Source organism: Virgibacillus oceani (assembly GCF_014638995.1).
Lineage (GTDB): Bacteria > Bacillota > Bacilli > Bacillales > Amphibacillaceae > Virgibacillus_E > Virgibacillus_E oceani.
In genome coordinates this window covers 179417-198701 of sequence record NZ_BMFR01000002.1, presented here as the reverse complement: position 1 = coordinate 198701, position 19285 = coordinate 179417, and the positions used below count along the sequence as shown (strand labels likewise).

Below are 19285 nucleotides of genomic sequence, written 5' to 3'. Positions count from 1 at the left end.
AATGTTCAGGTGTTAAATAATACTTCTCCTATCTCAAACAGCTAATAGCAAACCACTAGCCCTTTAAACTTTTAAACTTATGACTGATATGCTACCTTTAATATGGAAAACGTTTGTTTGTACATGGAAAGGAACGATCGGGAATGAGCAAATCAACTTCACTATACATAAAAAATGCAAACATTTATACAGAAGAGAGAGTCATTTCGGACGGAGCATTGCTTGTGGAAAATGGGCTAATAAAAGCGATTTATGATGCAACCAATTTACCAGCCGTACTACCTGAAAACACAGAGGTTCTGGATGGGGAAAATCAGAATGTAATACCTGGATTTATCGATGGTCACATTCATGGTGCAAATGGTGCTGATGTAATGGATGCAACAGTAGAGGCGATTGACACAATGGCTGCCGCTCTGCCTAAAGAAGGAACAACAAGCTTCCTGGCAACAACGATTACCCAGTCACCAGAGAATATTGACAAGGCATTAAAAAACGTTGCGGCGTATGACAGTAAGCCGGGACAGGCGGAAGTCATTGGAGTCCATTTAGAGGGACCTTTTATTGAAAAAAGTAAAAAAGGTGCACAGCCGCTGAAGTATATTATGGAACCAAATGCCGAACAATTTCAAAGATGGCAGGCATTGTCAGGCAATAAAATTAAAACGATTACGATGGCGCCTGAACACGATAAAGATGGTGCTTTTATTAAATTCCTATATGAAAATGGTGTGAATGTTTCCTCAGGACATACCTCTGCAGGATTTTCGGATATGAAACAGGCGGTTGCTCTTGGGGTTAGACAGGTAACACATATTTGTAATGCGATGAATGGAATCCATCATCGTGACATTGGTGTTGTTGGGGCTGCCTTTCAATTAGAACAATTACGTGCGGAATTAATTGCTGATGGCATCCACGTATCACCTGAAATGCTGCAAATAATATACAATAATATCGGAAGTAGCCGTTTACTATTAATTACAGACGCAATGCGAGCTAAATGTTTACAGGCAGGAAATTATGAGCTTGGCGGACAGCCTGTAACCGTAACTGGCGATAGAGCCGTTTTAGAGGATGGAACATTGGCTGGAAGTATATTAAAAATGTATCAGGGTGCGCAAAATATGTTAAGTTTATCTGGCGTTACAATTAAAAGCATCGTTGATATGGCTTCAGCAAACCCTGCAAAACAGATTGGGGTATTTGATAGGAAAGGCGATATAGCGGTAGGAAAGGACGCAGACGTATTGTTAGTTGATCATGCATTAAATATTCACTATACAATTTGTCGAGGAACAATCTCATACAAAGGAGACAAATTAAATGGAAATAATTAAAGTAAAAGACTATCAGGATATGAGCAGGGAAGCTTGTTCACTACTAGTAGATACCATTAATAAGAAACCAAACTCTGTGCTAGGGCTCGCTACTGGTTCAACACCTGAAGGGTTATACCAGCAATTGATTAAGAAATATCAGCAAAAAGAAGTATCTTTTCAACAAGCAAAAACGTTTAACCTTGATGAATATGTTGGCATTGCCAGTGATGACCCTAATAGCTACTATTATTTTATGAACGAAAAACTGTTTAATCATATAGATATACAAAAAGGTAATACACACATTCCAAATGGCATGGCTGAAGACATGGATCAAGAGTGCAGGGATTATGAGCAATTGATCCGTAAAGCGGAACACATGGATATTCAATTATTAGGATTAGGTTTAAATGGACACATTGGATTCAATGAACCTGGTACACCTCTCACGAGCAGAACCCATATTGTTGAATTGGATGAATCCACTCGTATGGCAAATGCACGTTTTTTTAATACCATGAATGAGGTACCAAAAAAAGCTATAACGATGGGAATAGACACTATTATGGAGAGTAAAAAAATCATGCTGCTTGTTTCGGGTGAGAAAAAAGCGGGTGCCGTTAAAAGACTTGTTGATGGAGATATCACGGAGGAATTTCCTGCATCCATTTTACAAAAACACCATGATGTTACTGTAATTGCAGACGAAGCGGCACTTTTAGAAATTTAGAATTTATGGGAAATAATTATTCCACCAATGGAGGAGAATACACTCTGTTGGTGGAATAGATAACGTATTAGTTTTTATCAATTTCAATGTACGTAACATCTTTGTTAAAAATTGTTGCCTGATCGCTTGTGAGGTCAATAATCCAATCATAAAAAGCTTTTTCCTGACCATTTCTTACATAGACAAGGAGTTCAGCTTTATCAAGATAATCGATCTTGGACAAAATGCAATCTGAGTTTCGTATTTCGTTCTCAAGTTTTCCAAGCAGTGTATAGTCGACTGTAACCGATACTCCCTGCATCAACTGTCTTTCAACAACACCGGTTTTCTTAATTGCCTGGGATGCTGATCTGCCATATGCACGAATTAACCCGCCTGCACCAAGTTTAATTCCTCCAAAGTACCTTGTAACTACAACAGCAGTATCTTTTAATTCCTGTTTCTTCAGGACTTCCAACATGGGAACACCGGCAGTGCCACTAGGTTCACCGTCGTCATTCGCTTTTTGAATCTGGTCGTGTTCACCAATAATGTATGCTGAACAATTATGATTTGCATCATGATGCTTTTTTTTAATTTCCTGAATAAATGCTAGGGCGGCTTCTTCTGTTTCAACGCGCCTGACATAACCGATAAATCGTGACTTTTGTATGATGATTTGATTAGAACCATCTGTTTTAATGGTATAATAATTTGATAACATCTTGCATTTAACCTCCTAAACTAACATTATAGTATATAAATGAACGAATAGTAAGTTCTTATATAAATACGAATTTCCTATAGTTGAAGGATAAACTTTCCTATAAGTATGCTAAAAGACCCTATAAAAAAATACAACTATAACGAATGAATATAGCATAGGTTGGTGAAAATACGATGGCAGTTAAGACTTCCGAAAAAGCACTGGATATTGTTATTGATGAAATGATTGATGTTGTTGAGCATAGTAAGGATGAAATTTTTAACATTAGCGAAGAGGCAAGAAAAGATTACGAGCGTCTCCTAAAGGAACTAACCGAGACTAAGGAGGGCGTAATCAAGCATATTAACGATGGGGATCAACTGGAACAGAAGGTTAGATTTTCAAGGCAGCGATTATCTGAGGTAAGCAAGTATTTTGACCGCTACTCAGAAAATGAGATAAGAGAAGTATATGAACGGACACATAGAATGCAAACCGAATTGGCAATGCTCAGGCAGGAAGAAAAAGGGTTACGCGAAAAACGGGATGAACTAGAGAGAAGATTAATCTCATTAGACCAAACAATCGAGCGTGCTGAAGGTCTTGCCAGTAAAATATCTGTTATTCTCACCTATCTAAACGATGATTTCAGGCAAGTGAATGAAATGATAGAAGAAGCGAAAGAAAAACAGGAATTTGGTCTTAAAATTATTGAGGCCCAAGAAGAAGAGCGACGTAAAATATCGAGGGAAATTCATGATGGCCCAGCACAAATGCTTGCAAATATTTTACTTCGATCAGAACTCGTTGACCGAACGTTTCGGCAAGGTGGTATCGAGGAAGCTGTCAAGGAGATTAAGAGTGTGCGCCGAATGATTCGCTCGTCTTTATATGAGGTTCGGAGGATAATCTATGATTTGCGGCCAATGGCACTTGATGATTTAGGGTTGGTTCCAACGATCAAAAAATATTTAAGTACAACTGAAGACTATAACAAAACGAAAATTGAATTTGTATCAATGGGCAGTGAGCAGCGATTAAATCAAAAGTACGAAATTGCCTTCTTCCGTTTAGTACAAGAAGCTGTGCAAAATGCGATTAAACATGCAAGTGCTAAATTAATCAAAGTGAAACTGGAAATAGGCAAGAAACGCATTTTAATGACAATTAAAGATAACGGCAAAGGTTTTGATCCTTCGATGAAGAGAGATAAATCGTTTGGGTTAATTGGCATGAGGGAACGTGTGGAGATGCTGGAGGGTACTTTGACCATCGATTCCATTATCGATGAAGGGACAACCATACTTATTAGCGTTCCATATACTAATGAAGACTAATAGCCTATAATCCTCGGGAAATAAATATGTCTAAAGTCGTGTTTATGATCATTTACTGGTTGCCGATATAGAAATAAACTATAATAAAAGCATATATGTAATAGGGTTAATAGATAAATAGAAACAGAATTAGATGCAGGAGGAACAGAAACCTATGAATAAAACAAAACTTACGAAGATTGTATTAGTTGATGACCATAAGTTATTTCGTGAAGGTGTTAAACGCATATTGGAATTTGAACCGTCCTTTGAGGTTGTTGCTGAAGGTGATGACGGCAGTGTTGCCTCAGAACTTGTTAAAATGCATGATCCGGATGTAGTTTTAATGGATATTAATATGCCGAATATTAATGGTGTACAGGCTACTGCAGATTTAGTAGAAAATTATCCAGATGCACATGTAATCATTTTATCTATCCACGATGATGAAAGCTATGTTACACACGCATTGAAAACAGGTGCACGCGGCTATTTATTAAAAGAAATGGATTCGGATTCACTTATTGAAGCGATAAAAGTTGTTAGTGAAGGCGGATCGTACTTGCATCCAAAGGTAACCCACAATTTGGTTCAGGAATACCGCCGTCTGGCAAAGGAAAATACGGCAGGAATCGCAGAATATGGTATCGAATATCGCAAGCCGCTTCACTTGCTAACGAGACGCGAATGCGAGGTATTGCAATTGCTTGCAGAAGGAAAAAGCAATCGTGCAGTCTCAGAGTCACTATATATAAGTGAAAAAACAGTAAAAAACCATGTTAGTAACATTCTCCAAAAAATGAATGTTAATGATCGTACACAGGCTGTTGTGTCAGCAATTCGTAAAGGATGGGTAGAGGTTTTATAACGGTTTAGTTTTTTTGTTCCTTAAAATTTTGTAAATCAATATGACTACAAATTTACTCTGTCTCATTTTGAGTCAGAGTTTTTTCATCGTCTAAGAAACTATAAAATTTGAATGCTGCGGATAACTAAACTATCACATCGGCCACGTCCAGCTCCAGCGCATGAGCCGTGATGAACTGACCGATTCCTGCCGTACGATAAGGTCAACATCTATTCGCTTACGCTCACCCGAGTTTCCTTTATCTCCTGCGGTAGATTGTTCGGTTAAAACCGCCACTTTGCGTGGCAACACCGAACCACCCTGCATGGCAAATCTCTTCGGTGGGACGAGTAAGCGCAGTCCACACGTCGCTAAACGGGCGCTTCCGCTTTTGTTCATTGGAAATGAGCTTTAACTAAAAAACTAATTGCCGATTTCTATTATTTTTGCCATTAGCATTTCCTATATTAATAATGCAAATTGCGGTTTATTCATGTAAAATAAAATAGAGTAAAGAAGTAGAGGAGAAGGTAACAATGAAAGTTGCTGTAATGACGGACAGTACGGCATATATTTCTAAAGATCTGCGGGATAAAAATAACATTCATATGGTACCCTTGAGTGTTGTATTTGGAGACCATTCCTATCAGGAGGAATTGGATATTGCAACAGAGGAATTTTATGAAAAGGTTAAACTGTCAGATAGCCTGCCAAAGACTTCACAGCCATCGATCGGGTATATTACAAATAAATTGGAAGAACTTGCAAAGGAATATGATGCGGTAATTTCCATACACCTTTCAAGCGGGATTAGTGGTACCTATCAGGCAGTTATTACAGCGGGGAATATGGTAGAAGGTATAACGGTTTATCCATTTGATTCGGAAATCAGTGCAATGGCACAAGGTTTCTATGTATTAGAAGCAGCAGAAATGATAAGAACAAATAAAACACCAGAAGAAGTAATTGAACGTCTAAATGAAATGAAACAAAGTATGCGTGCTTATTTTATGGTTGATGACCTGAAGAACCTGCAGCGTGGCGGCCGCCTGAATAGTGCACAGGCAATTGTTGGAAGCCTGCTGCAGGTTAAACCTGTTCTTCATTTTTCTAATAAAGTAATCGTGCCATTTGAAAAAATACGGACACGCAAAAAGGCATTGAATCGAATTATTAGCTTACTTGAAGAAGATATAGAGCAAAAAAAAGATGTAAAAGTAGTGTTTATACATGCGAATTGTGAGCAGGCTGCATTAGATTTGCAGCATCAAGTTAAGGAAAAACATCCAAACCTTGACAGTATGATTGGCTATTTTGGGCCAGTTATTGGAACTCATTTAGGTGAGGGATCAATTGGTGTTGGATGGTATGCTAAATAACTTTATTCAGATCAAAACGAAGCTGCCGGCTGAACCGATGCCGGTGGCTGCCATTACGAGGAGGGGTAAAATGTGTTTGACCAGCACTTACTTCAATTAAATGACTCACATCTCCATATAAAATTCGCCGATATAGATGAATTATCTTATTTATTCTCCGGTAAATTATTACTTAGATCCGAAATCCATTTAGTAGAAGAACATTTCCAGGAACTTGTTACCTCTGGCTGCTTCACTCCTATTCCTTCCATCAAAAAGAAATTTTTTCAGCCCCAATGTCAGCGTTGCGGGAACGCAGAACGCTCATTATTTGCAGCAATCCCTTGTCAAACATGCAACAAACCCCATATTTATTGCAGAAAGTGTATTGAAATGGGCAGAGTGATAGAATGTGAGCCGCTTTATTGCTGGAACGGACCAATGGCTAAATGGCAGCGGCACGAGAGTCCTTGCTCATGGGATGGGCAGTTGACCGTGGATCAACAGCGTGCTGCTGACCGTATTTCTCAAGCAATAATTAAGAACGAAAAAGAAATACTCGTTTGGGCTGTCTGTGGAGCCGGAAAAACGGAAATGCTTTTTCCAGGGATAACGAAAGCACTACAGTTAGGAAAGCGAATTTGTTTGGCAACACCAAGAGCCGATGTCGTTCGTGAACTTCTTCCCCGTTTTCAGCAAGCATTTTCTAAAATATCCATTCAAGCATTGTATGGCGGCAGTGAGGATAGGGATGCCACAGCACAATTTATTATTGCCACAACCCATCAGCTGCTCCGATTTCAACATGCATTTGATGTCATGATTATTGATGAAATAGATGCCTTTCCCTATCACGCTGATCCATCCTTACCGTTTGCAGCTAATCGATCTATCATTTCGACTGGCACCAAAATTTATTTAACAGCTACTCCACGGCAAAAACACCGGATGAAGATTGCCAGCAAGAAACTCCCACATATTTTTGTCCCCCTTCGATTTCATGGTTATCCGTTGCCTGTACCAGTTTTTAAAATGTGTCCTGCCCTAAGAAAGGATTTGGAAAAGAATTTACCGCCGATGGCATTCATAAGATGGCTGAAAAAGCGGGAACATCCCGATCGTCAACTATTGATATTTGTCCCAACCATTGCATTAGCAGAGAAAATGAAAGCAAAATTGATTGTACTGTTACTTAAAGACGGTTTTTTGAAGGATGATTTTGATTTAGTATCTGTTCATGCATCAGATCAAGATCGAGAGGAAAAAGTAAATCATTTTAGACAGAAAAAAATGTCTATGTTAATAACGACAACTATACTTGAACGTGGTGTAACCTTCCCTTCAGTTGATGTAGCTGTTCTCGACGCAGGGAATAGAGTGTTTGATGAAGCGGCACTTGTACAAATAGCTGGGAGAGCTGGCAGAAGCCCAAAAGATCCAACTGGCGAAGTACTATTTTTCCATGATGGTAAAACAGAAGCAATGGTTCAAGCTGTAAAATCAATAAAAGCTATGAACAAACGAGGGGGAGTTGGGTAACTAATGCATTGTGTATGGTGTGATCAAGTGATTATTCAGGAAATGAGCTGGAGCAATATTTTCTTTTTACAGAAACCAAAGAATCTTTGCGATAAATGTGAAAACAAGTTAGAAATATTATCAGGAAATCGCTGTAAACGATGCAGCAGAGCAAGTGAAGCGGATGAATGTAATGACTGTTTGTGGTGGGCGAAACAGTTTAATGGACAGGACCCTTTAGAGGCTAGTTACTCGATTTTTACCTATAATTCGCTTATGCATGATTTAGTAGCTAAATGGAAGTATCGAGGAGATTATCATTTAGCTAATGCATTTCAGCAAATTTTCAAAGAAACATTTGTTAAGCATTTTACCAATTTGCATAAAGGTGCGGTAACAATTCCAATTCCGTTAAGTGCTGAACGATTCAGTGATCGGAAATTTAATCAAGCAAAGGTATTGGCAGATTTTTTACCACTGAAACAAATTAACATAATGAATCGGATTGACAGTGAAAAGCAATCGAAAAAAACCCGAAAGGAACGTCTTTCTACAAAAAATCCTTTTTCGATTACGGAAAAAGTAAACAAGCCTGTTATTCTTGTCGATGATATATATACAACGGGTACAACGTTAAGGCATGCTGCGTCCGTTTTAAAGGAAAATGGCTGCCCGCATATTTATGCCTATACATTAATACGCGGATAGCAGGAATGCGTGCTATAATGAAAAGAAATAAAAGGGGAATGTTCAATGGCTGAGCTAGCGAATTGCACTAGGTGTGATGCTGTTTTTGTAAAAACAATCCGTGAAATTTGCCAAAAGTGCTATAAAGAAGAAGAACGTGCATTTGATCTGGTATACAGTTTTTTACGGCAACGAAAAAATAGAGAAGCAACGTTAATGGAAATTGTTGATGCAACAGAGGTTGAAGAAGAATTGATTATTAAGTTTATTAAAGAAAAACGATTGCGTACATCACAATTTCCGAAGCTCGCATATCCATGTGAAAAATGCGGGGGAAATATTATAAGTGGAAAGCTGTGTTCCAATTGTTCCAAAGAACTTCTGAACGATTTGGAACAGCATGAACAAATAGAGAAACGGGTAAGTGATAATAAGGAGAATAATTCAAGTATCTATTATTCGATAGAACAGCGCAAAGATAAATATTGAAGATTCATTAATAATACTTAAAATTCAGCTGCATTTAGCCGATAATAAGAATATGAAGAGGCAAATGCACTGATCGGAATGTATTCTAAAGGTATGAGGAAGGTGATTTTGACATGAAAATAAATGGTCCAAATCAAACAAATTTCAATCCATATAAAAATAATATACAAAAACAGACAGATTTAAAAAAGGATATAGCTCAACAGGATCAATTGCAAATATCGAAGCAAGCTAAAAAATTACAGGAAAACGTTAAACCGAATGCTGAACGTGCCGCCTATGTTCAAGATATTAAAAAGTCGGTTGAGTCAGGAGAATATCAAGTTGACCCTGAGAAAACCGCCAAAAAAATGATTGCATTCTGGACGAAGCAACTGTAGAAGGAGGGCGAAATTTTGTCCGTTCAACCCATTATTCAATCACTGGAAAAATTGGTAACGCTGCATGAATCGTTATTAAATGTATCACAGCAGAAAACGCAGGTAATGAAAGAAGGTTCTGTCGAAAAACTGCAGCCATTGCTTATTAAAGAACGAAAGCATGTACAGGCACTTGAGCAAGCGGAGGCAAAACGACAGCAAGATGTGGACAAATGGTTTGCGGAACAGCAAATTTCCAATGAACACGCTACAATAACTGCTATGCTTGAGGTACTTGCTAATGAAAATGAACGGGATGAGCTGGAAAAGATTACGGTATCATTAACTGAAGTCATAACGAAATTGAAGGGTCAGGAACAGCTCAACCAGGCATTAATAAACCAATCGATGCAATTTGTACAGCTGTCTTTAGATATGCTGAATCCTTCTATTAAAAATATGAATTACGGAAAAAAAGAGGATACAGACACTATAAAACGATCTGTATTTGATTCGAAAGCATAGGTTTTGTTTTCGCTGAGAGGAGTAATTTAATGAGCACATTCCATGGTTTAGAGATGGCAAAACAAGCACTTTTTGCACAGCAGTCGGCTTTATATACAACAGGTCACAATATTTCAAATGCGAACACACCCGGATATACGAGACAGCGGGTAAATTTTGAAACACTTCCCGCATTTCCGACTGGATCACGGAATCGTCCGGAAATACCAGGACAGCTGGGAACTGGGGTAGAAGCTGGGACGGTTCAGCGGGTACGGAATCAATATTTGGATTATCAGTATCGGACAGAGAACAGTAAGACAGGCTATTGGGCAACAAAGGCTGATGCTTTATCCCGGATGGAAAGGTTAATGAACGAACCATCTGAGAGCGGACTTTCCAAGGTTATGGATCAGTTCTGGCAATCGCTTCAGGATCTTTCCGTTAATCCAGAGAACTCTGGAGCCAGATCAGTTGTCGCGCAACGCGGACAGGCTGTAGCTGAAACATTCAACTACTTGTCTGACTCGCTAAATTCCATTCGGACAGATTTAAAGAGTCAAATTGATGTAACTGTTAAGGATGCGAACTCACTAATCCGGCAGATAAATTCTATTAATGATCAAATTAAAAATGTTGAGCCGCATGGTTATTTGCCAAATGACTTGTACGATGAACGTGACCGATTGATTGATGAATTATCAGGTATCGTTAATATTAAAGTTACCTATGACAAGAGTAGTGATAGCTCATTGGATATTGCTGATGGTCTGGCTACGATTGAAATTGTGGATGATGAAGGCAAATCACTAAATACCCCACCGTTATTACTGGTGGATGGTAAAGGTGGAAGCTTTCAGGAGTTATCCGTAAACTATGCTGGTGACGATCAGTCAAATGCCATTACTCAAATTATGATTGGGAATTATGACGATGATGGCAATTTTACAGCAAATGAAACATTTGATGTAGCGGCTTTTAATTCAAACGGATCACTTAGAGGGTTTATCGATAGTTACGGGTATACAACAGGTACAAATCCTGCAGTTGTTACTGGTGAATATACGGATATGATTGATGATTTGAATTTAATGGCAAAAGAATTTGCTGAAGCATTTAACACGGTACATGAAGGTGGATATGGACTTGATGGTTCAACTGATATTCCGTTTTTTGATAAGCAAAATATAACCGCGGGGAATATAAAGATAAATAGTGCAATCTTGGATAATCCGGATTTAATTGCGGCTGGTCAAGATGGAACTTCGGGAAACGGTGATAATGCTTCTGCATTAGCAGATGTATTTGATAAAGAATTGAGTTTTGATGGTGAAAATACATCAGTAAAAACTTTCTATGAATCTATTATTGGTGATCTCGGTGTACGCGCACAGGAGGCAAATCGAATGGCTGAAAATACGGGTATACTTCGATCGCAGGTACAGGACCAGCGAATGTCCGTAAGTTCCGTGTCTCTTGATGAAGAAATGGCTAACATGATCAAATTCCAGCATGCCTATAATGCTGCTGCAAGGAGTATGACAGCGGTAGATGAGATGATTGATCGCATTATCAATAATATGGGAATAGTAGGAAGGTAGGTAGTTATGAGAATTACACAGGGAATGCTTTCGAACAATATGCTTAGAAACTTATCAAACAGCTATTCCAGGCTGGATACATTAATGAATCAATTATCTACAGGGAAAAAAATAAATCTTCCTTCAGACGACCCGGTCATTGCGATGAAAGGGATGGGCTACCGCTCACAGGTAACCGAAGTAGAGCAATTCATGCGTAATACAAGTGAAGTTCACAATTGGATGGATAATTCTGATGCAGCATTGGATAAAGCGACAAAAGCATTGCAAAAATTAAGGGATTTGGCTGTCCAGGCAAGCAATGATACATATGACGAGGAAGAGCGCAAAAATATTATGGAGGAAGCTGAACAATTAAAACAGCATCTAATCGATATTGCGAACACAAATGTAAATGGGAAATATATTTTTAATGGAACAAATACAGAAAATCCACCGATTACAACTGATGAAAATGGAACTATTACACAAATTGCAATCAATTCGGATCCCGTAATGATTGAGGTTGCAAATGGCACGAAATTACAGGCGAATGTTGATGCCGGCAGCGTATTTAAAGGTGATCCTAATGTTTCAGGTGACTTATTTGGAGAAATTGATTCATTCATTAATGCATTAGGATCTAATGACCAAGCTGCAATTGAACAAAGTATTGGTACATTGGACGAAAATATTAATAATGTTATCAATACAAGAGCTGATTTAGGTGCACGGATGAACCGGCTTGAATTGGTGGAAAATCGCTTAAGCGAGCAAGAGGTGATTGCAAAACGAACAATGTCGGAGAATGAAGATATTGATTATGAAAAAGTAATTACCGAATTAATTACACAAGAAAGCATCCATCGTGCCGCGTTGTCGGCTGGATCAAGAATCATTCAGCCGACTTTATTAGATTTTCTTCGTTAAAATTCTGCAGTTTTTATGACACAGTCCTGACCACTTACAAGCAGTGGTTCGGGGCTTTGTTACTTTTTACGTAAGGAATGATGAATATGCAGTTACCACAAATACGAATGACATCCCAGAAAGCAATGATAGCGATTCAGCAGACACCAGGACGTCAGGAGATACAGCAGCCACGGGCGGAATTGTCAATTCAGCAGCCTAAAGCGGAAATATCAATGAGCACAACTCCTTCCAAGCTCCGGATTGATCAAACACAGGCATGGGAAGACATGAACTTAATGCATATTTTTAAACGGATTGAAAAGTTTGCAAATGACGGACATCAAGGTTTGATGGAGGGAATTGCTAGAAGGGTCAGACAGGGCGATGAACTAATGAAAATTGAAAATAAAGGCAATCCCATTGCAGGTCAGGCAATTGAAAATGGCTTTGACCAAATGAAATCATTGGGAATCAAATTCATACCTTCCATGGATGCTGTAAAAATACATTACCAGCCTTCCGATTTAAAAATTGATGTTAAGGTCAATAAACCTCGAATAGAAGCTGAAGCACATAAGCCGTTACATGAATACCATAGGGGAAATGTGTCCATTAGCATGAAACAATTTAGCAATCTGGATATTAATTTTGCCAATTTATATATATAAGAAAGGGTGCATCAGAAAGTGTTAATTCAGACGAAATATTTAGGGAGCATGGAAATAGATACATCTAAAATAGTTGAATTTTCAATGGGGTTACCTGGATTTATCGAGGAAACAAAGTTTGTGCTGCTGGATTTACCAGGCAATCCGGTTTTTCAAGTATTACAATCAGTACGGTCTGAGACTGTTGCGTTTATTGTGACTAATCCATATACCTTTTATACTAATTATACAGTTGATTTAAATGATAGCTTACAAGAAACCCTGCATATAGAATCGGAGAGAGATGTTGCTATTTTAGCGATTGTAACACTTTCACAGCCATTTGATAAGAGTACGTTAAATTTAAAGGCACCTGTAATTATCAATTCTAAAAACAAACGAGGAAAACAATATATACTTAATACGGATGACTACTCTTCAAAAGCATCAATTACTCCCTCATTGGGTGTGAAAGGAGAATAAGCATGCTCGTTTTAACTAGAAAAAAGAATGAGGCTATCCAAATAGGTGAGGATATTGAAATTAAAGTAATAGAAATTGAAGGTGATCAGATCAAGCTTGGTATTGATGCACCTAAAGCAATAGATATTTACCGGAAAGAAATATATGCTGACATACAGAAACAAAACAATGAAGCAGTTAATGTATCGATGGATTTACTTCAATTACTTAAAGATAAGGATGATAGATAAATATGATTATTATTCTTAACAATAAATCGAGTTCATCCGATATAAGATAAAATGGAACAGTAATAAAGGAGTTGCATGGGCAATGAGGTTAGATAGAGTTAATATGGGATCCCAACCCTTGCAAAACAGAGAGAACAGCGTGCATTCAGCAACTGCAATGAACAGATCCGCATTACAAGCAATTAACGAACATAACAAGGAATTACAGGAAGATGCAATAAATAAAAGTGAAGTAAAGACAGTTCTTTCTAAGCTGAACGACTTTCTTGAACCAATACATACTAATTTAAAATTTGAATTTCACGAAAAACTTGAAGAGTACTATGTTACTGTGGTCAACCCATTGACGGATGAAGTTATTAAAGAAATCCCTCCCAAAAAAATGCTCGATATGTACGCAGCAATGGCAGAATTTATGGGATTGCTTGTTGATGAAAAGGTATAAGTGAAAAAGGAATCTCTTTTACAGTAATAAAATGAGATAAAATGAATAAAAAGGGGTGCTCAGTTCGCATGTCACTAAACAAACAATACCAGGCGTACCAGGATAACGCTGTAAATACAGCCTCAGGTGGAGAATTAACCTTAATGTTATATAATGGCTGCATTAAATTTATTAAACAGGCAATAAAGGATATGAACGATAAAAGATTTGAAGCAAAAAATACGAATATCCAAAAAGCACAAAATATTATCCAGGAACTGATGATTACATTAGATCCATCCTATGAAATTTCCGGTCAAATGATGCCTTTATATGAATACATGCAGTTTCAGCTTAAAGAAGGAAATGTTAAAAATGAAGCTGCCTTTTTGGAAGAAGTGCTTGGTCTTATAACAGAGTTTCGTGATACATGGAAAGAAGTTATCATTAAGACAAGGCAAAAGCAATATCCGCAAGGTGCTAGTGTCTGATGAATCGTTTAGACAGCGTGTATCAAATCACAAAACAATTGGAAGCATTGCTAGTTCAGACTATTTCATCAAAGAATCGTGAAACAGTAATTGGTGAAATAAATATATTAATTGAAAAGAGAGGAAAGCTTATAAAAAATGCAACTCCTCCATTCAATGATGATGAAAAACAAACGGGTGAAAAACTTGTCGAAATGAATAACGCTATTCAACAAAAAATGGACACGCTTTTTGCTGAGCTAAAACTGGAAATGAAGCAAATTAAGCGGCAAAAAAAGTCCAACAAAACATATATAAATCCATATGAAAAAGTTAATACAATTGACGGCATGTTTATGGATAGCAGGAAGTAGTGAAAAAGTCCTTTAAAGGGGCTTTTTGTCATTTTCAGTATAAATCTAAAAATACCTAGAAAGTTATTCCAAATTAATTCAAGTCCAAACCATAATAAGATGCAGTCTATCAACATATCAACAAAAAACTTCTAATTTTGACACAAATATTATTTAGTTTAAGCAGGAATTGGACAGGGTATGGTAGAATAATAAATACATAAGGATGAAAGGAGGACACTTTTATGAAATACAACATTCGTGGTGAGAATATTGAGGTGACTGGCGCTATACGTGACTACGTACAAAAGAAAATCAGCAAGCTGGAAAGATACTTTGATACACCGCCAACATCCGATGTACATGTAAATTTAAGTGTCTATAATGATGAGCAGAAGATTGAAGTTACAATCCCAATGACTAATTTGTTACTTCGTGCAGAGGTGCAACATATTGATTTGTACGCTGCCATCGACCTTGTAGTCGACAAGCTAGAGAGACAAATCCGAAAGTATAAAACAAAAGTAAATCGAAAGTTCCGTCAAAACGGAGCTCCCAAACATGTTTTTGCGGAACTTGAAAAAGAATCTTCAAATAGTCAAATTGCCTTAGATGATGATGAACTTGAAATAGTTAGAACGAAAAGATTTAATTTAAAGCCAATGGATTCAGAAGAGGCTGTATTACAGATGGATATGTTAGGTCATGCCTTTTACGTATTCACTAATGCTATATCTGGTGATACCAATGTAGTCTACCGCCGAAAAGATGGCAAATATGGATTAATCGAACCTAACAGTTAATATAATTATAGAATAAAATTACAGACCCGTACGCTGTGAATTAATTGCAGCATACGGGTCTGATTTTGTGAATGCTGTGCAGGGAGAATTAGACTTAATTAATAAAATCATTTATGTGGCATTTAAATGATGCGGGGAGGTTATCGGAAGTATTTATAAAATTTTTTCCAGATGCACTAAATTTACTTTTTCATCTTTTAAATATGTACGTTTTTTCAATAATTTGATAAAAACCCCAGCTTAAAATTTATTTTTTAATGAAATACTTTTTAAATTTGGCCTTAAATTTTAAAAATAGAGATTAGTCTAAGTACTGTATTTCATGATATAAGTAAGATAACAAATATTTCGAAGGAGGAAAGGTGATGAACAGTCAGGATTATATCGCATTTGATGCATTAGTAAATAAAGTCCAGCAACAAGAAGAAACAATTGCCCAGCTTGTCGAAATAGTTGCTGCGACAAACCGTAAACTTACTGAACTGTCGCGTAAGGTACATAAAAATGAACACAATTTTTCACTATCCTAATTACTCCCCCGAATGTCTCTTCCAATTTTCCGCAAAACTTCCGCAGAACTTCCCCATCCAAAGAGCAGCTTATCCTCAGGCTGCTCTTTATTTTTGTTCTAATTTTTCTACAACCTAATCAAATTGTTTCGCCAATGCAAGCAGTTGTCATCCTTGTTTGGATAGTGTTATTATTAAAGTTAGCGAAAAGTAAATAGAATAATGATTTTGAACTTTATTGAGGAGCGTTTATTATGCCAGGATTATTGAAAAAGATTTTTGGTGATGGAAATCAGAAACAATTAAATCGTTATCAAAAAATTGTTGATCAAATAGAAGCAATGGAACCTGAGTATGAGAATTTATCTGACGATGGATTGAAAGAAAAAACAGCACAATTTAAAGAGCGCTATGAAAAAGGTGAAAGCCTTGACGACATACTGGTTGAAGCATATGCAGTAGTTCGAGAAGCATCTAAACGTGTATTGAAAATGCGTCCATTTCCGGTTCAGCTAATGGGTGCTATAGCTTTGCATGAAGGTAATATAGCTGAAATGAAAACAGGTGAAGGTAAAACACTTGCCTCGACCATGCCGGCATATCTAAATGCAATTGCGGGCAAAGGTGTTCATGTTATAACAGTTAACGAATATCTGGCCGATCGTGATGCAAAGGAAATGGGAGAGTTATTCGGATTTCTTGGCTTAACGGTTGGATTAAACGGTAATGGGCTAACGAAGGAAGAAAAGAGAGACGCGTATTATTGTGATATAACGTATGGTACCAACAACGAGTTTGGTTTTGACTATTTACGTGATAACATGGTTCTTTACAAAGAGCAGATGGTACAACGTCCGTTAAATTTTGCGATTATTGATGAAGTTGACTCCATCCTGATTGATGAAGCGCGAACACCTTTAATCATTTCAGGTTCAGCACAAAAATCCGCATCCATGTACCAGCAGGCAAATTCTTTTGTAAGTACGTTACAAAAAGAAACAGATTTTACGTACGATGAAAAAACAAAGGGTGTTCAATTATCGGAGGAAGGGATTAATAAAGCAGAACGATTCTTCTCTATTGAAAACTTATTTGATTTAACGCACGTTTCGCTGACACATCATATAAATCAAGCATTAAAAGCACATGCATCAATGCATCGTGATACAGATTATGTAGTCGAAGAAGGCGAAGTTGTAATTGTTGATCAATTTACCGGTCGTTTGATGAAGGGACGGCGCTATAGTGACGGCCTTCATCAGGCAATTGAGGCCAAAGAGGGATTGCAGATCCAAAATGAAAGCATGACATTAGCTTCAATCACATTCCAAAACTTTTTCCGAATGTACCAAAAGCTTTCTGGTATGACTGGTACTGCAAAAACGGAAGAAGAAGAATTCCGCAATATTTATGCGATGGATGTTATTGCGATACCGACAAACAAACCGATTGTTCGGGATGACCGTGCAGATCTGATATACAAGTCGATGGAAGGGAAGTTTCGAGCTGTTGTTGATAATATTAAAGAGTGTCACTTAAATGGCCAACCAGTTTTAGTGGGAACAGTAGCTGTTGAAACATCAGAGTTAATATCACAGCTATTAAAAAAAGCTGGTGTCAGGCATAATGTACTAAATGCCAAAAATCACTACAGAGAAGCAGAAATAATTGAAAATGCTGGACAAAGTGGTTCTGTAACGATTGCAACAAACATGGCTGGCCGTGGTACAGATATAAAACTTGGTGAAGGTGTCAGAGATCTGGGCGGGCTTGTCGTAATTGGTACAGAACGTCACGAATCACGCCGTATCGATAACCAATTGCGCGGTCGTTCCGGACGTCAAGGTGATCCGGGGATGACACAATTTTACTTATCAATGGAAGATGAATTAATGCGCAGATTTGGGTCCGATAACTTGCGTTCAATGATGGAACGGCTAGGGATGGATGATACACAGCCAATTGAAAGTAAAATGGTATCAAGGGCTGTTGAATCAGCGCAAAAACGTGTAGAAGGTAACAACTTTGATGCACGTAAAACAGTACTATCTTATGATGATGTATTGCGTCAGCAACGGGAAATCATTTATAAGCAGCGTTTCGACGTAATTGATTCCGAGGATTTAACGGAAATTATTGAAACAATGATTAAATCAACGGTTGAACGTGTTGTTAATACGCATACAGCAGATGACCTTGATGAAAATTGGGAACTTAATGCTATTGTTGAATACGTGCATGGTAATTTATTAGATACAGAAGATATTACTGCTGATGATATAAAAGGAAAAGAACCGGAAGAGATTATCGAACATATTATCGAAAAAGTAAACGTTAAATTAGGTGAAAAAGAGGAAGAATTAACGCCTGAACAAATGCGGGAATTTGAAAAGGTAATTCTTCTGCGTACGGTTGATACGAAATGGATGGATCACATCGATCAAATGGACCAATTACGTCAAGGTATTCATTTACGCGCATACGGTCAAAATGATCCATTGCAGGAATACCAGGCGGAAGGGTTCCACATGTTTGAACAAATGATTATAGCAATTGAGGAAGAAGTTGCCAAATACGTGATGAAAGCACAAATCCGTGATAATTTAAAACGTCAGGAAGTTGTGAAAAATACGCAGGCTGTTTCCGGTGGCGATGATAATAAAAAGAAAAGCCGAAAGCCATATGTGAAAAAGGAAAACATTGGAAGAAATGATCCATGTCCATGTGGTAGCGGCAAAAAATATAAACAGTGTCATGGGAAATAGTAAGAGGCATGTTTTGAAAATTAAGGAAATCGGTAAATGAGCTGATTTCTATTATTGAAAAAAGAGGCTGGGACATAACTAAATTGTTTAATCCAAAGCCGAACATTCACCATACTACAGAAGGAAATACGGAGACTCCTGCGGGATGAAAAGCCTAGGTGAGACTGCGTAGAACGATAGCTCAGAGTAGGCTCAGGGGCAGCCTGCGGAAAGCGTAGTGTATTTCCGCAGCGGTATGTATGCACCAACTATGTTCGGATTTTATTTTGGTTAAAACACTTTTGTCCCAGGCTC

Annotated in this window: 23 protein-coding genes; 21 read left to right on the top strand and 2 right to left on the bottom strand. The window is 37.7% G+C overall.

The window, feature by feature from the left end; all coding sequences use genetic code 11:
* Window positions 1-143: 143 nt before the first annotated feature.
* Window positions 144-1340 carry an N-acetylglucosamine-6-phosphate deacetylase gene (nagA, locus tag IEV74_RS04530; protein WP_188454305.1) on the top strand — a complete coding sequence of 399 codons (1197 nt, stop codon included), beginning with the start codon at window positions 144-146 and terminating at the stop codon, window positions 1338-1340.
* Window positions 1327-2052, top strand: a complete 726-nt coding sequence (nagB, locus tag IEV74_RS04525) for a glucosamine-6-phosphate deaminase (protein ID WP_188454148.1) — start codon at window positions 1327-1329, stop codon at window positions 2050-2052. The genes nagA and nagB overlap by 14 nt, the downstream gene beginning before the upstream one ends.
* A gap of 67 nt (window positions 2053-2119) precedes the next feature.
* Here the strand turns inward: nagB and IEV74_RS04520 are convergent, their stop codons facing one another.
* Complete coding sequence (locus IEV74_RS04520) at window positions 2120-2755, bottom strand: YigZ family protein (protein WP_188454147.1); 636 nt, start codon at window positions 2753-2755, stop codon at window positions 2120-2122.
* A gap of 176 nt (window positions 2756-2931) precedes the next feature.
* Between IEV74_RS04520 and IEV74_RS04515 the strand changes: the two genes are divergently transcribed.
* Both IEV74_RS04515 and IEV74_RS04510 read left to right on the top strand, forming a co-directional pair.
* Window positions 2932-4074: a sensor histidine kinase gene (locus IEV74_RS04515; RefSeq protein ID WP_188454146.1), complete on the top strand. Its 1143-nt coding sequence runs from the start codon at window positions 2932-2934 to the stop codon at window positions 4072-4074.
* Window positions 4075-4228: 154 nt separating this feature from the next.
* A complete protein-coding gene (locus tag IEV74_RS04510) occupies window positions 4229-4921 on the top strand; it encodes a response regulator (protein ID WP_188454145.1) in 693 nt (230 codons plus the stop codon).
* Between the two features lie 132 nt (window positions 4922-5053).
* Here the strand turns inward: IEV74_RS04510 and IEV74_RS04505 are convergent, their stop codons facing one another.
* Window positions 5054-5209: a hypothetical protein gene (locus IEV74_RS04505; protein ID WP_188454144.1), complete on the bottom strand. Its 156-nt coding sequence runs from the start codon at window positions 5207-5209 to the stop codon at window positions 5054-5056.
* A gap of 227 nt (window positions 5210-5436) precedes the next feature.
* Here IEV74_RS04505 and fakB point away from each other — a divergent pair, with 227 nt between their 5' ends.
* The 17 genes from fakB (at window position 5437) to secA (ending at window position 18991) form a co-directional block, all read left to right on the top strand.
* Window positions 5437-6279 carry a DegV family protein gene (gene fakB / locus IEV74_RS04500; RefSeq protein WP_188454143.1) on the top strand — a complete coding sequence of 281 codons (843 nt, stop codon included), beginning with the start codon at window positions 5437-5439 and terminating at the stop codon, window positions 6277-6279.
* A 72-nt stretch (window positions 6280-6351) separates the two neighbouring features.
* Window positions 6352-7797, top strand: a complete 1446-nt coding sequence (locus tag IEV74_RS04495) for an ATP-dependent helicase ComFA (protein WP_229683061.1) — start codon at window positions 6352-6354, stop codon at window positions 7795-7797.
* 3 nt (window positions 7798-7800) lie between these two features.
* Window positions 7801-8484 (top strand): ComF family protein, encoded by a 684-nt coding sequence (locus IEV74_RS04490; protein WP_188454142.1) that lies wholly within the window; start codon window positions 7801-7803, stop codon window positions 8482-8484.
* Between the two features lie 45 nt (window positions 8485-8529).
* Window positions 8530-8952: a TIGR03826 family flagellar region protein gene (locus IEV74_RS04485; protein WP_188454141.1), complete on the top strand. Its 423-nt coding sequence runs from the start codon at window positions 8530-8532 to the stop codon at window positions 8950-8952.
* Window positions 8953-9065: 113 nt separating this feature from the next.
* Complete coding sequence (gene flgM, locus IEV74_RS04480; RefSeq protein ID WP_188454140.1) at window positions 9066-9332, top strand: flagellar biosynthesis anti-sigma factor FlgM; 267 nt, start codon at window positions 9066-9068, stop codon at window positions 9330-9332.
* A gap of 15 nt (window positions 9333-9347) precedes the next feature.
* A complete protein-coding gene (locus IEV74_RS04475; RefSeq protein ID WP_188454139.1) occupies window positions 9348-9836 on the top strand; it encodes a flagellar protein FlgN in 489 nt (162 codons plus the stop codon).
* Between the two features lie 29 nt (window positions 9837-9865).
* A complete protein-coding gene (gene flgK, locus IEV74_RS04470) occupies window positions 9866-11416 on the top strand; it encodes a flagellar hook-associated protein FlgK (protein WP_188454138.1) in 1551 nt (516 codons plus the stop codon).
* A gap of 6 nt (window positions 11417-11422) precedes the next feature.
* On the top strand, window positions 11423-12325 hold the full coding sequence (gene flgL, locus IEV74_RS04465; protein WP_188454137.1) for a flagellar hook-associated protein FlgL: 903 nt from the start codon (window positions 11423-11425) through the stop codon (window positions 12323-12325).
* Window positions 12326-12432: 107 nt separating this feature from the next.
* Entirely contained in the window at window positions 12433-12975 is a 543-nt protein-coding gene (locus IEV74_RS04460) for a DUF6470 family protein (protein WP_308418970.1), read from the top strand.
* Between the two features lie 6 nt (window positions 12976-12981).
* Window positions 12982-13437, top strand: a complete 456-nt coding sequence (gene fliW / locus IEV74_RS04455; protein ID WP_506016880.1) for a flagellar assembly protein FliW — start codon at window positions 12982-12984, stop codon at window positions 13435-13437.
* A gap of 2 nt (window positions 13438-13439) precedes the next feature.
* Entirely contained in the window at window positions 13440-13667 is a 228-nt protein-coding gene (gene csrA / locus IEV74_RS04450) for a carbon storage regulator CsrA (protein WP_188454135.1), read from the top strand.
* Window positions 13668-13749: 82 nt separating this feature from the next.
* On the top strand, window positions 13750-14112 hold the full coding sequence (gene flaG, locus IEV74_RS04445) for a flagellar protein FlaG (protein WP_188454134.1): 363 nt from the start codon (window positions 13750-13752) through the stop codon (window positions 14110-14112).
* A gap of 68 nt (window positions 14113-14180) precedes the next feature.
* Window positions 14181-14582, top strand: coding sequence for a flagellar export chaperone FliS (fliS, locus tag IEV74_RS04440; protein WP_188454133.1), 402 nt, complete (start codon window positions 14181-14183; stop codon window positions 14580-14582).
* Window positions 14582-14935: a flagellar protein FliT gene (fliT, locus tag IEV74_RS04435; RefSeq protein WP_188454132.1), complete on the top strand. Its 354-nt coding sequence runs from the start codon at window positions 14582-14584 to the stop codon at window positions 14933-14935. The genes fliS and fliT overlap by 1 nt, the downstream gene beginning before the upstream one ends.
* Before the next feature lie 224 nt (window positions 14936-15159).
* On the top strand, window positions 15160-15717 hold the full coding sequence (hpf, locus tag IEV74_RS04430) for a ribosome hibernation-promoting factor, HPF/YfiA family (RefSeq protein ID WP_188454131.1): 558 nt from the start codon (window positions 15160-15162) through the stop codon (window positions 15715-15717).
* Between the two features lie 365 nt (window positions 15718-16082).
* Complete coding sequence (locus IEV74_RS04425) at window positions 16083-16247, top strand: hypothetical protein (protein WP_188454130.1); 165 nt, start codon at window positions 16083-16085, stop codon at window positions 16245-16247.
* Window positions 16248-16480: 233 nt separating this feature from the next.
* Complete coding sequence (secA, locus tag IEV74_RS04420) at window positions 16481-18991, top strand: preprotein translocase subunit SecA (RefSeq protein WP_188454129.1); 2511 nt, start codon at window positions 16481-16483, stop codon at window positions 18989-18991.
* Window positions 18992-19285 lie beyond the last annotated feature (294 nt).

Coding starts and splice junctions, on each gene's coding strand:
- csrA (WP_188454135.1), top strand. CDS start 13,440: ATGCTCGTTTTAACTAGAAAAAAGAATGAGGCTATCCAAATAGGTGAG.
- flgL (WP_188454137.1), top strand. CDS start 11,423: ATGAGAATTACACAGGGAATGCTTTCGAACAATATGCTTAGAAACTTA.
- flaG (WP_188454134.1), top strand. CDS start 13,750: ATGAGGTTAGATAGAGTTAATATGGGATCCCAACCCTTGCAAAACAGA.
- fliS (WP_188454133.1), top strand. CDS start 14,181: ATGTCACTAAACAAACAATACCAGGCGTACCAGGATAACGCTGTAAAT.
- hpf (WP_188454131.1), top strand. CDS start 15,160: ATGAAATACAACATTCGTGGTGAGAATATTGAGGTGACTGGCGCTATA.
- secA (WP_188454129.1), top strand. CDS start 16,481: ATGCCAGGATTATTGAAAAAGATTTTTGGTGATGGAAATCAGAAACAA.
- flgK (WP_188454138.1), top strand. CDS start 9,866: ATGAGCACATTCCATGGTTTAGAGATGGCAAAACAAGCACTTTTTGCA.
- fakB (WP_188454143.1), top strand. CDS start 5,437: ATGAAAGTTGCTGTAATGACGGACAGTACGGCATATATTTCTAAAGAT.
- nagB (WP_188454148.1), top strand. CDS start 1,327: ATGGAAATAATTAAAGTAAAAGACTATCAGGATATGAGCAGGGAAGCT.
- nagA (WP_188454305.1), top strand. CDS start 144: ATGAGCAAATCAACTTCACTATACATAAAAAATGCAAACATTTATACA.
- IEV74_RS04490 (WP_188454142.1), top strand. CDS start 7,801: ATGCATTGTGTATGGTGTGATCAAGTGATTATTCAGGAAATGAGCTGG.
- IEV74_RS04485 (WP_188454141.1), top strand. CDS start 8,530: ATGGCTGAGCTAGCGAATTGCACTAGGTGTGATGCTGTTTTTGTAAAA.
- IEV74_RS04510 (WP_188454145.1), top strand. CDS start 4,229: ATGAATAAAACAAAACTTACGAAGATTGTATTAGTTGATGACCATAAG.
- IEV74_RS04520 (WP_188454147.1), bottom strand. CDS start 2,755: ATGTTATCAAATTATTATACCATTAAAACAGATGGTTCTAATCAAATC.
- IEV74_RS04460 (WP_308418970.1), top strand. CDS start 12,433: ATGACATCCCAGAAAGCAATGATAGCGATTCAGCAGACACCAGGACGT.
- IEV74_RS04515 (WP_188454146.1), top strand. CDS start 2,932: ATGGCAGTTAAGACTTCCGAAAAAGCACTGGATATTGTTATTGATGAA.
- fliT (WP_188454132.1), top strand. CDS start 14,582: ATGAATCGTTTAGACAGCGTGTATCAAATCACAAAACAATTGGAAGCA.
- IEV74_RS04425 (WP_188454130.1), top strand. CDS start 16,083: ATGAACAGTCAGGATTATATCGCATTTGATGCATTAGTAAATAAAGTC.
- flgM (WP_188454140.1), top strand. CDS start 9,066: ATGAAAATAAATGGTCCAAATCAAACAAATTTCAATCCATATAAAAAT.